This is a genomic window from Microbispora hainanensis (assembly GCF_036186745.1).
Taxonomy (GTDB): domain Bacteria; phylum Actinomycetota; class Actinomycetes; order Streptosporangiales; family Streptosporangiaceae; genus Microbispora.
Genome location: NZ_CP108086.1, coordinates 6,722,294 through 6,734,534, shown reverse-complemented (window position 1 = coordinate 6,734,534; position 12,241 = coordinate 6,722,294). Strand labels below are relative to the sequence as shown.

At 69.6% G+C, this 12,241-nt stretch carries 8 protein-coding genes and 1 pseudogene; 2 read left to right on the top strand and 7 right to left on the bottom strand.

What is annotated here, in order from left to right:
* Positions 1-262 precede the first annotated feature (262 nt).
* Both OHB01_RS31065 and OHB01_RS31060 read right to left on the bottom strand, forming a co-directional pair.
* Positions 263-934 carry a FadR/GntR family transcriptional regulator gene (locus OHB01_RS31065; RefSeq protein WP_142652565.1) on the bottom strand — a complete coding sequence of 224 codons (672 nt, stop codon included), beginning with the start codon at positions 932-934 and terminating at the stop codon, positions 263-265.
* A gap of 133 nt (positions 935-1,067) precedes the next feature.
* Positions 1,068-2,666, bottom strand: a complete 1,599-nt coding sequence (locus tag OHB01_RS31060; protein ID WP_328709940.1) for a lectin — start codon at positions 2,664-2,666, stop codon at positions 1,068-1,070.
* Between the two features lie 569 nt (positions 2,667-3,235).
* Between OHB01_RS31060 and OHB01_RS31055 the strand changes: the two genes are divergently transcribed.
* On the top strand, positions 3,236-5,980 hold the full coding sequence (locus tag OHB01_RS31055; protein ID WP_328854359.1) for a beta-L-arabinofuranosidase domain-containing protein: 2,745 nt from the start codon (positions 3,236-3,238) through the stop codon (positions 5,978-5,980).
* Positions 5,981-5,999: 19 nt separating this feature from the next.
* Here OHB01_RS31055 and OHB01_RS31050 read toward each other — a convergent pair.
* From OHB01_RS31050 to OHB01_RS31040, 3 genes and pseudogenes are all read right to left on the bottom strand, one after another.
* A pseudogene (locus OHB01_RS31050) lies at positions 6,000-6,999 on the bottom strand (IS5 family transposase).
* Positions 7,000-7,185: 186 nt separating this feature from the next.
* A complete protein-coding gene (locus OHB01_RS31045; protein ID WP_142652764.1) occupies positions 7,186-7,764 on the bottom strand; it encodes an NADAR family protein in 579 nt (192 codons plus the stop codon).
* Between the two features lie 194 nt (positions 7,765-7,958).
* Positions 7,959-8,255: a LysR substrate-binding domain-containing protein gene (locus OHB01_RS31040; protein ID WP_168066696.1), complete on the bottom strand. Its 297-nt coding sequence runs from the start codon at positions 8,253-8,255 to the stop codon at positions 7,959-7,961.
* Here OHB01_RS31040 and OHB01_RS31035 point away from each other — a divergent pair.
* Positions 8,254-8,388 carry a hypothetical protein gene (locus OHB01_RS31035; protein WP_260617574.1) on the top strand — a complete coding sequence of 45 codons (135 nt, stop codon included), beginning with the start codon at positions 8,254-8,256 and terminating at the stop codon, positions 8,386-8,388. The two genes, OHB01_RS31040 and OHB01_RS31035, sit on opposite strands and share 2 nt — an antisense overlap.
* Positions 8,389-8,458: 70 nt before the next feature.
* On the opposite strand, the gene OHB01_RS31030 is transcribed toward OHB01_RS31035, so the two are convergent.
* Together OHB01_RS31030 and OHB01_RS31025 are read right to left on the bottom strand one after the other, a co-directional pair.
* Complete coding sequence (locus OHB01_RS31030; protein WP_328854358.1) at positions 8,459-9,499, bottom strand: WxL protein peptidoglycan domain-containing protein; 1,041 nt, start codon at positions 9,497-9,499, stop codon at positions 8,459-8,461.
* 245 nt (positions 9,500-9,744) lie between these two features.
* Positions 9,745-12,132, bottom strand: coding sequence for a family 43 glycosylhydrolase (locus OHB01_RS31025; protein ID WP_142652577.1), 2,388 nt, complete (start codon positions 12,130-12,132; stop codon positions 9,745-9,747).
* Between the last annotated feature and the right edge of the window lie 109 nt (positions 12,133-12,241).

Genomic DNA, 12,241 nt, shown 5'->3' with positions numbered 1-12,241 from the left:
CGGAACAAGGACATAGCACTGAAACTCTTGCGTAACACGCCACCGATCCGATGTATCTGCTGGCTATTTGGGATCTTGGCAGCGAACTAGCCTGCACTTTCCGACAATCCAGGACATCGGCCGGATAATAGATCGGATGTATCCGTGATGATGCTATCGACTTCACCCGTACGGCAGGGCCATCGTCCGAGGACGACACATCGGGTGTATCACCTCGGCCCGGAGAGGCCGCGCGTGAGGCCGCGCGTGAGGCCGCGCGCTTTCAGAGCGTGCGGCGGAGCCACTCCTCGACGCCCGCGACGTGGACCGTGGCCCACGCCCTGGCGACCTCCGGCCTGCGGGCCGCGATCGCCTCACAGATCATCACGTGCTGCTCGCGGGTGTCGTCGAGCGCGCCCTCCTGGGTGAGGCCGCGCCACACCCGGGCCCGCGTCGTCGGCCCGGAGAGGCTGTCGATCAGCGAGCACAGCACCGGGTTGCCCGACCCCGCCGCGATGTGCTGGTGGAACCGCAGGTCGTTGGCGACCAGCTCCTCCACGCTGGGCTCGGCGGGCAGCGCGTCGAGGATGGCGCGCAGCTCCTTGATGTCCTCGTCGGACATGTTCATCGCGGCCATCGCGGTGGCGGCGGGCTCCAGCACCCGCCGCACCTCCAGGAACTGCAGCACGGTGTCGTCGCGGTGGAAGTCCACGACGAACGACATCGCCTCCAGGAGCAGGTGGGGCTGCAGGCTGGTGACGTACGTGCCGTCGCCCTGCCGTACGTCGAGCACGTTGATCAGGGCGAGGGCGCGGACGGCCTCCCGCAGGGAGTTGCGGGACAGGCCGAGCCGTTCGGCCAGATCGGCCTCCTTCGGCAGCCGATCGCCCGGAGCGAGCTCGCCCGACGTGATCATCTGCTTGATCTTGTCGATCGCCGCGTCCGTGACCGCCACGGAAGCCTCCTCCACTGTTTCCTCGCGAACGAGGCCGCATACATCGGATGTCTAACAGTGTAAAGGAGTAAAGGTCCGGAGGAGCGCGCCCGATGGGGCGCCCTCGCGGCGAGGGCGCCCCCGGAACATGTGGTCAGACGCGGGTCCAGCGCTGGTTGGACTGGCCGTTGCAGGACCAGATGATGATCTTTGTGCCGTTGGCGGTGCCGGCGTTGTAGGCGTCCAGGCACTTGTTCGCGCCGACCGCGGTGATGCTGCCGTCGGCGTTGAGCCGCCACTTCTGGTTGCTCTGCCCGTTGCAGTCCCAGATGATCACATTGGTGCCGTCGGCGGTGCCGGCGTTGTACACGTCCAGGCACTTGTTGCCGTAGACCCGCAGCTCACCCGAGGCGGTCGGCGTCCACCGCTGGTTGGACTGCCCGTTGCAGTCCCAGAGCTGCACCTGGGCGCCGTTGGCCTGGGAAACCCCGGCGACGTCGAGGCAGCGGCCCGACCCCACGCCCTTGATCGCGCTCGTCCCGGTGGGAGTGGGCGTGGGAGATGGCGTGACCAGGCCTCCTCCGCTCACGACGTACATCGCGGCTCCGTGCGCGGGCACCGACGCGCTGATCGTCCCGGACGAGGAGCCGGTCGTGTGCGCCCACAGGTCGCGTACGGAGTAGGAGGCGGCGGCGCCGAGGCCGAGGGCGGACGCGGTGGTGGACACGGTCGCCGTGCCGCTTCCCCGGTTGAGCAGCACGACGGCGACCGAGCCGTTCGCCATCGGCTTGCGCCACACCTCCAGGTTGCCGTTGTCACTGATCTTGTGGCCCTGCCGGCCGCCCCAGTCCTGGTTGACGGCGATGACCTCGGTGTTGGTGAGGATCGAGCGGGTCTCGGCGCTCATCGAGCGGATGTCGTTGCCCGCGATGAGCGGCGCGTTCAGCAGGGACCAGAGGCTGAAGTGCGCCCGAGCCTCGGTCGCCGTCAGCGAGCCGTTGCCGACCTCCAGCATGTCGGGGTCGTTCCAGCCGCCCGGCCCCGAGTAGGCCTCCAGCCCGACCTGCTGGTCCAGGATGCCCATGACGGAGTTCCAGTTCGCCTGGATGTCGCCCGTGGTGCGCCAGGAGTTGCCGGTCTGCATGCCCCAGGTCCAGACGCTCTCCTGGCCCCAGTTGCACAGGCTGAACAGGATCGGACGGCCGGTGGCGGCGAGCGCGTCACGCATCGCCGTGTAGCGCTGCTGCCCGTTCTTGCCCTGGTGGTCGCCGCAGTTGTCGTACTTCAGGTAGTCGATGCCCCAGGAGGCCCACAGGGCGGCGTCCCGCTGCTCGTAGCCCAGGCTGGCCGGATAGCCCGCGCAGGTCGTGGTGCCCGCCGACGAGTAGATGCCGAGCTTCAGCCCCTTGGAGTGGACGTAGTCGGCCAGGGCCTTGATCCCGTTGGGGAACTTCTGCGGGTCGGCCACCAGGTCGCCGTTGGCGTTGCGGCTCTTGGTCGACCAGCAGTCGTCGATGTTGACGTACGTGTAGCCCGCCGCCGCCATGCCGCTGGAGACCATGGCGTCCGCGGTCTGCCGCACGAGGTTCTCGTTGACGTTGCAGCCGAAACTGTTCCAGTCGTTCCACCCCATCTGGGGCGTACGGGCGAGCCCGTTGTCCAACGCGGCGGCCGGCGACGTCATGCCGCCGGTCGCGACCAGGGACCCGGCGGCCAGCACCGCCGCCAGCGCCCATCCAACGATCCTGCGCATCTGACTCCTTGTCCGTGGCCGGCCCGTCGCCCTCGGCTCGGGCCGATCGCTGTTATCGATAACATCGCGCTCCGGGCCGGTCCTCCTGCCGGTTGCCGATGGGTGTGCGGCGGAGCAAATACGACCTCGCCGGTTCCGTCAAGGGGCTGCGGCGCGTGCGGTTCGCCTGACGCCGCGCCGCCTGCCCTTACCGGGCGCGGTCACCGGGCCGCGACGCGCGCGCCGGTGAAAGTTTCAGCCGAATCCACCATGACAGCGCATTTTTCGGAACGTTGCCGCAGCGGATTTCACATCGGCGCAGGCAGGAGAGTCATCGTGTCGAGTGATCAGGCGAAAGTTTCCGACACGGTCTTGACAGTTTTCGGGGCGGTTTCCCAGACTGAGCCCGGGTGGTCTCCTGTCGGAGCGGGGGTGGGCGGCGGTCTCGCCGCCCACCGTTCGCTCCTGCGGCAGGGAGAGCGCCCCTCGGTTCCGCGGATGTCCCGCGCCTCGTTCCACGTCATCCCACGAGGGATGGCGAACGCGCGATTTTGGTAGCGCTAACACTGCGCAGACGTTCAGGAGGACACGTGCCGCCCTCATCCTTCAGCAGGCGCAGGCTGTTCCACGCCGCAGGCGCGGCCGTCGTGGCCTCCGCCGTCGGAGAGGTCGCCGGCTCGCGGGCCGCCCAAGCCTCGGTCGCGCCGGCCCGGGCCGACATCGGCGTGTCGGCGTACGCCTTCGAGCTGGGCCAGGTGCGGCTGACCGGGGGCCGCTGGCTGGACAACCAGAACCGCACGCTGTCATACCTGCGGTTCGTCGACGTCGATCGGCTGCTCTACAACTTCCGGGCCAACCACCGCCTGTCCACTGGCGGCGCCGCCACGAACGGCGGATGGGACGCCCCGAACTTCCCGTTCCGCACCCACATTCAGGGACACTTCCTCACCGCGTGGGCGCAGGCGTGGGCGGTGCTCGGCGACACGACCTGCCGGGACAAGGCGACCTACATGGTGGCCGAGCTGGCCAAGTGCCAGGCCAACAACGGCGCCGCCGGCTTCAACGCCGGATATCTGTCCGGCTTCCCCGAGTCCGACTTCACCGCGCTCGAGGCCCGCACGCTGAGCAACGGCAACGTGCCGTACTACTGCGTCCACAAGACCATGGCCGGCCTGCTCGACGTGTGGCGTCACATCGGCAGCACCCAGGCGCGCGACGTGCTCCTGGCGCTGGCCGGATGGGTGGACCAGCGGACCGGCAGGCTGAACGGCAGCCAGATGCAGGCCATGCTCGGCACCGAGTTCGGCGGCATGAACGCGGTGCTCACCGACCTCTACCAGCAGACCGGCGACGCCCGCTGGCTGACCGTGGCGCAGCGGTTCGACCACGCGGCCGTCTTCACCCCTCTCGCGGCCGGCCAGGACCAGCTCAACGGCCTGCACGCCAACACCCAGGTGCCCAAGTGGATCGGCGCGGCCCGCGAATACAAGGCGACCGGCACCACCCGCTATCGGGACATCGCCACCAACGCCTGGAACATCACCGTCGGCGCGCACACGTACGCGATCGGCGGCAACAGCCAGGCGGAGCACTTCCGGGCCCCGAACGCCATCGCCGGGTATCTCACCAACGACACCTGCGAGCACTGCAACAGCTACAACATGCTCAAGCTGACCCGCGAGCTGTGGCTGCTCGACCCGGACCGCGCGGCGTACTTCGACTTCTACGAGCAGGCGCTGTTCAACCACATCATCGGCGCGCAGAACCCGTCCGACGGCCACGGGCACGTCACCTACTTCACGCCGCTCAAGCCGGGCGGCCGCCGAGGCGTCGGCCCGGCGTGGGGCGGCGGCACCTACAGCACCGACTACAACTCCTTCTGGTGCTGCCAGGGCACGGGGGTGGAGGTCAACACGGCGCTGACGGACTCCGTGTACTTCCACAACGGCACCACCCTGATCGTGAACCTGTTCACGCCGTCGGTCCTGAACTGGACCCAGCGGGGGATCACGGTCACCCAGACGACGTCCTATCCGGCGAGCGACACCGTCACGCTGCGGGTCGACGGCACCGCCGGCGGGTCATGGTCGATGCGCGTGCGCATCCCCGGCTGGGCCAGCGGTGCGACGATCAGCGTCAACGGCGAGCAGCAGAACGTCGACACCACTCCCGGCTCCTACGCGACCCTCACCCGCGTCTGGGCCTCCGGCGACACCGTCACGGTGCGCCTGCCGATGCGCGTGGTCATGAAGGCCGCCAACGACAACCCCAACGTCGCGGCGATCACGTACGGCCCGGTCGTCCTGGCCGGGAACTACGGCAACACGGCGCTGTCGGCGCTGCCCGCCCTCGACACCTCCTCGATCACCCGCACCGGCACCTCGGCGTTGACGTTCACGGCCACCGCCAACGGGTCGCCGGTCACCCTCGGCCCGTTCCACGACGCCCACGGGCACAACTACACCGTCTACTGGAACACCGGTGGCGGTGGCGGCGGAGGCGGGAGCGCGAGCTTCCGGCTGGTCAACGCGGCCAGCGGGCTCGTCCTCGGCATCCAGAACATGTCCACCGCCGACGGCGGTCTCGCCCTCCAGTGGACCGACAACGGCACCGCCGACCACGACTGGGAGATGGTCGTCGACGGCACCGCCGTACGGCTGCGCAACGTCAACAGCGGCAAGGTGCTGGGGGTGGAGAACATGTCCACCGGCGACAACGCCCGCGTGCTGCAGTGGAGCGACAACGGCACCGCCGACCACCGCTGGACGATCATCGACGTGGGCGACGGTTCGCACAAGATCCGCAACGTCAACAGCGGCAAACTGCTGGCCATTCAGGGCGGCTCGACCGCCAACGGGACCCAGGCGGTGCAGGACTCCGACAACGGCAGCGCGGACAACCAGTGGCGGTTCGTGCCGAACGGCGCCCGGCGCATCCAGAACCTGGCCAGCGGGCTGGTGCTGGGCGTGCAGAACATGTCCACCGCCAACGGCGGCCTGGTGATCCAGTGGGGCGACAGCGGCACCGCCGACCATCTGTGGACCGCTGTGGTCGATTCCGGCGGCTACCTGCGCCTGCGCAACTCCAACAGCGGCAAGGTGCTCGGCGTGGAGAACATGTCCACCGCAGCGGGCGCGCGGGCGCTCCAGTGGGACGACAACGGCACCGCCGACCACCGGTGGCGGCTGCGGTACGGATCCAACGGATACTTCCGCATCCAGTGCGCCAACGGCGGCCGGGTCCTCGGCGTCAGCGGCGGCTCCACCGCGCAGGGCGCCCAGATCGTGCTCGCCGACGACAACGGCGCAGGCGACCACCTGTGGCGGTTCGTCTAGGGCGTGTATTTGGTTGTGATCAAGGGGTGGCCTGGGTGAGGTCTTTAATCCAGATCATCGCGGCGCGGAGGTGGAGGCCGGCGAGGTAGCTCGCAGGGGTTTTGTCGTAGCGGGTGGCGATGCCTCGCCAGGCCTTCAGCTTGTTGATCAGGCGCTCGACGGTGTTGCGTTCCTTGTACAGGCCGGCGTCGTGGCGGACGGGCCGGCCGCCTTTGCTGCCCTTCTTCTTCCGGTTGGCGGCCTGGTCCCTCTTTTCCGGGATGACCGCCTTGATGCGGCGTCCGCGAAGGTAGGCGCGGTTGCCGCGGGAGGAGTAGGCCTTGTCGCCGGCGACCGCGCCGGGCCGGGTGCGGGGACGGCCGACGGGTACCCGGACGCGTACTTTCTTCAGCACGGGGATGAACTGCGGGCTGTCGGCGGCCTGCCCTGCGGTCACGACGAACGCCAAGGGGCGGCACCTGCGGTCGGCGGCGAGGTGAATCTTGCTGGTCTGCCCACCCCTGGAGCGTCCGAGCAGGGCAGCTTTCAACCGGAGCCTGCGCCGCCGCCGGATGTGCCGCCGTTGTTCTGCTTCGGCGTCGTTTCGGGCGTCCTGCTCCTGTTGTCCTTCCCGGTCGCCCCCTTTGCCGGGCCCGCTCCTGTTCGGCAGCCTTCTCCAGGGCGGCCAGCACGTCCGGGTCAAGGTGCATCCCGGCGGCGTCGTGGTGCGCCCGAGCGGTGGTGGAGTCCACGCTGACCAGGGATAAGTCCACCTCGCCGCGTTTGGCGGCTTCCGCGATCGCCCCTTCAAGCAGGGCTTCGAAGACGCCGGCATCCCTCCACTGCCGGAAGCGGTTGTGAACGGTCTGCCAGGCTCCGAACTCCTGCGGGATCTCCCGCCACTGCCCACCCGTCCGGAACCGCCAGATCACCCCCTCGAACTGCTGCCGCAGCCGCTCAGGGTACGGGCCGAACCTGCCGATCGGGAGATATGGCTTGATGAACTCCCATTCCTCATCCGTCAGCTGCGCACGCGTCACACACGCCGATCTACCGGATCAGGCCACGACGGACAGGCGAATCCCACAAATTGATCACAACCCGATACGCGCCCTAGTCAGGAGACGAGCGGGCGGCGGCGTCGTACGCGGGACGGCGCCGCCGGTGGCCTCTCACGTGTGATGTGGCGGGGCGGCGTCCGCGCTCACGAGCCGGGCTTCAGCGCGTCACAGGCCGGGCTTCAGCGCGTCACGGGCCGCCATCAGGGCGAAGCCGAGCAGGTTGAGGCCCTGCCAGGTCGAGGCGGAGGCGGCGCGTTCGTCGTCGGAGGCCAGGCCGATGCCCCAGATCCGGTCGAGCGGGCTCGCCTCCACCAGGACCTGGTCTCCGGTCCCGAGCAGGAAGCGCGTCAGCTCCGGGTTCTGGCCGAACTTGGCGATGCTGCCGCGGACCACGATGTCGAACCGGTTGGCCGCCCATACCTGGTCGTCGAAGCCGTGTACGACGCGGCCGAGCTGCTTGACCTCACGCGGGTGGTCCGCCGCGAGGATCCGCTCGGCGGTCCGCTCGTCGCCGAACAGCCAGGCCTTGTGGGCCATCATGTAGTGCTCGGCGGAGGCGAAGGTGCGGCCGTCCTCGGTGAAGGCGGCGGGCCACCACTGCGACAGGCAGCCGCGACCGATGCCGCCGTCGCGGGCCGGCCGGTGGCCCCAGAAGTACAGGTAACGCGGGGCGCGGCCCGCCTGCTCGGCGGCGATCGCCTCGTCCACGCTGCGAGGCGGCGGAATCTGCTCGGACACGCCCATACCGTGCCACAGGCGGCCTCGTTCCGGCCATCGAGTTACGGCAACGCTCCTCGCGCCAATGAGGGCCCGAGACACCAGCGGCGCAACAGGCAGCCGACCACCCTCGGACCGCGCCGCACCGCCCCGGGTCATGCCGCCCCGGCCGACCTCCATCGTGTCCGGGTCGTTGAACGCCCCGGTCTCGGTGCACGGGGTCATGCGGACTCGGCCGCGGCTCGGAGGGCCGCGACGACGGCGCGCTGTCCTGGAGACGGATCTGACCTGGTCACGGCCAGGGCGGTACGCCCGGAATAGGCGGGGGCGTCCACCTCGACGATGGCGATCCCGGTGGGCAGGCCGGAGACGGCGATCCGGGGGACGGTCGTGATGCCGAGCCCGGCGGCGACGAAGCCGAGCCTGGCGTTCCAGTCGCGGATGCGGTGGGCGATGCGGGGCTCAGGCAGCGCCGGCCTGGCACCGAACTGCGGGTCGCCGCGCGGGCCCATACTCATGCTCGCCGACGCCGAGAAGCCGCCCCGGCGGCTCGTCCTCGGCAACACGCTCCCCGAGATCGAGGCCATCTACGCCGAGCGGCTGCGCGAGTGGCGGGAGTGGGCGCCGGTCACCGAGGCCGCGTTCGGCTGAGGTGCGCACGGCCGCCGTCGCTCGGCGTCCACTCCCCGCCCTTCCATCCGTACGTGGCGGGCCCGGGGGCTCATGTGCCGAGGGGGGTGCCGCGGCTGTTGAGGAGGATCAGTTTTTCGATGCGGCGGCGGCGCCGGGTGCTGGTGAGGCGGAGGGCGAGGACGGCGAGGGCGAGCAGGGCGAGGAGGGTGAGCTGGGGCCAGGGGATGGCCCAGATGGTGGTGTCGATGGCGACGCGTTCGGCGGTGACGCCGGGCAGGGGTTTGCCTGCGGGGGAGGGGATGGCCCAGATGGTGGTGCCGATGGGTCCCAGGGGCCAGGTGCCGGTGATGCGGGCGGTGAAGGTGCGGCTGCCGCCGGGCATGATTTCGCGGGCTCTGGCTTCGGAGGTGTCGTCCCAGGTGTTGTCGCCGGCGAGGGTGGAGGTCTGGATGCGGCTGTCGGGGGCCAGGCGGACGTTGCCGGTGTTGGCGAGGGTGTAGGTGACTTCGACGGTGCCGGGGGTGAAGGGGTTCCAGGACCAGGTGTAGGCGGTCTGTATGTTGCTGACGGCGATTTTGGCGGCGAAGGTGCCGGTGACGCGGATGTTGACGCGGACGCCGACGCGGTTGTGGACGCGGACCTGGCCGGAGACGGCGTCGACGGAGGCGGTGACGCCGGCGGGGTGGTCGCCGGGGGTGGCGTTTTGGGGGATGGCCACGGTGATGGGGACGACGGTGGTGGCTCCGGCGGCGATGGTGACTTTTTCGGGGACGGTGATCCAGGCGCCGCCGTCGACGGGGGTGGCCTCGGGGGGCCGCATGTCGAAGTAGCCCTTGGTGGTGAGGTAGCCGTCGTTTGCGTCGATGGCGAAGTCGACGGGTTGGGTGGAGCGGTTGATGACGGCGATGTGTTCGGTGACCTGTTGCCCGGCGGGCAGTTCGATGTCGATGGCGGTGCGGCCGTCGGGGCCGTCGGCGTTGGCGGGGACGACCGACCAGGTGGTGTCGGCACCGGCCGGGACGGCGAACGCCGCCACGGCGACCATGGCGACCAAGAGGGTGCCGACAGCCCGCAGAACGGCCAGTGCGGCGAGCAGGGCGGGGGCGCCCTGCGGACGGCTCTTCGGCAACGGGGTCTCTCCTGTCTGGTCGTGAGCGCCCGTTCGCATGGCGGCCGTGCGGTTTCCGGGCGGCATCCGGTCCCATTATGGGCGTATGGCCCCCATTGCGGGCGTCCGGAACACACGCCCAGGTATTCCGGGCCGATAGGGCCGGCCGGGCGGCCGGCCGGCCCCGGGTGGTGCGGTGGCGGCGTCCTCATCGTGAGTTCGCCACCGCTGGCCGGCCGGCGATCGGCTGCCGGCCGGCCACGTCGTCAGCGGCAGCTCGCCGCCGCGTAGCCGGCGTCGTAGGACGAGGTGACCTGCTTGCCGTCGATCGTGGCGGTCGCCTTGACGGTGACCGTGCCGGCGTCGATGCTCCCGGTCCGGGTGTTGAAGGACTGGTAGGCCTGCTTGCCCGGAGCCACGTCGGCCACCGTCTTGGACCCGTACGGGGTGGTCAGTGTGATGGTCGCCGGAACGCCGGAGTCGTTGACGGCCGTGACCGCGACGTACGCCGAGCTGCCGATGCAGCGGGAGGACGCGGTGACGGTCAGGGCGACCTCCGGCGAGGAGGCGGCCTCGAACGACCAGGAGTCGACCTCGAAGAGGTCCGCGCCGTCGGGCCCGGCGTACGTGAAGTAGACGTCGTGCACGCCGGTGACGCCGTCGAGCCTGGCGGTCGGCTTCGTCCACTCGCCGAGCGGCGCGTCGACGGGAATGGTCGCGACCACGGGCGAGGTGCGGCCGTCGAGGCGAACCTCGATCTTCCCGCCGGTGGCGAGCGGGCGCACCTTGGCCGTGACCCCGGTGGCGCCCTCCGCGCCGAAGTCGACCTTCGCGAGCGACGTCCAGTCCCCGTTGTCGATGTCGTGCACCACGAGGTTCGGGGCCTGCGCGCCGAACTCCTCCGACCCGCCGTCGATCTTCTTCGTCGCGATGCCCTGCTGCCAGGCGATCGTCTCGGCCTCGATCACCCGGTAGGGGTCGAGGTCGCGGATCTGCTCGACGCCCTTGTAGTCGCCCCGCACTTCCTTGATCGTACCGTCGGCGTTGAAGTCGAGCTTGGCGAGGTGCGGGCTGCGGAAGCCCTGGGTGGCGCCGCCCGTGATGCGGCTGTTGAGCGTCTGGGCGTGATAGGTGAAGTAGTACTGGTCGCCGAGCTTGAACACCGACTGGTGGTTGTTGCCGCCGGCGCCGAAGTAGGTGCCCGGGTTGCGGAAGATGATGCCCTTGTACGTCTCGGGGGTCCACGGGCCCATCGGGCTGTCGGCCATGAGGTAGGCGATGGCACCGGTCGGCGGGCCGTTGGGGTCGATCGGGCCGCCGAAGCCGAAGTTCGACGAGTACGAGTAGTAGTACTTGCCGTCGCGCTTGAACAGGTGGCCGGCCTCGAACACGAGCGGCGCGTCGATGACCTCAGCCGAGCCCTGCGTGCTGATCATGTCGTCGCCGAGCCTGATCACGCGCGTGGACTTCGGGTGGTTGGTGTTCTCGGCGCTGCGCGTCCCGTCGTCGCCACCACCGCCGAAGACGAGGTAGCCCTGGCCGTCGTCGTCGATGAACACGCCGGGGTCGAACAGCCAGTTGATGCCGTTGGACGCGCCCGGCGTCGCGCTCGTGATGAGCAGGTTGCCGCGCTCGTCGTGCCACGGGCCGATCGGCGAGTCGCCGACGATGACACCGGAGCCGCCGCCGTTGTTGGCGAAGTAGAGAAAAAACTTTTCCTTGCCGTCGACGACCTTGCTCTCCATGGCCGGGGCCCACGAGTTGTTCGCGTAACGGGCGACCCCGTTCGGGCCGGCGACGGGGATCTCGCCGTGGTCGACCCAGTTCATGAGGTCGTCGGACGAGATGACCGTGATCGTGTTGATGCTCGCGTACGTGTTGGTCGAGGAGACCCCGGTGGGGCCGGGCTTGTACTCCTGCGTGTCGTTGGTCATGTAGATGTACACGCGGCCGTCGTGGACGAACGCGTTGCCGTCCGCGCCGAACTTGTGCGAGATGAGCGGGTTGCCCTCGCCGGGGTTCTTGCCGAGCGCCTCGATGGTCGTGGACGGCACGAACTCCGTGACGGACACGTCGTCGACCTTGAAGTCCATCAGGTGCGTGTCCGGGGCGGACCCGGGATCCGATGTCCAGGGCGTCTCGATGAACAGCCGCGCGGTCGCGACGCTCTGGCTCGCGGGGATCGTGAACGTGCCCTGGATGAGCCCCCACTGCCCGCGCGCGACCGTCACCGTGCCGACGTTCGTGTAGGTCGCGCCGCCGTAGTGCATGGTGGCGAAGAACTGCTTGGTCGCCGGGCTGTTGGGGTTCTCGTATTTCACCCGCGCCGTGACCGCGTACGTCTTGCCGGCCTGGACCTTGCCGGACAGGTCCTGCATCGGGCCGGATCCGGTCGTCTTGCGGTCGGTGACGAGCACGGCGCCCGAACCGGCGTACGCGTCCGTCGTGGGCGACAGCGTCGCGCCGTCGGTCGAGTTCCCGTTGTTGACGAACCAGCCGGACAGGCCGTCCTCGAACCCGCCGTTCACGATGATGTTCGGGGCGGCGGCCTGCACCGGTCCCGCCGTCGCGGTGACGGCGGCGCCCAGCAGGGCACCGGCCATCGCTATCGCGGCGACCCGTCGCCGGGTCGTCTTTCCAACGCGCTTCGACACGAATGATCTCCTTGACCTGGGACTTCTCCGTGAACACGACGCCCCGAGGAACCGCGCGGACGCGCGCGACGTGTTGTGTGGGGGGGGTGGGGCCGGCCGGCCGGGCGGC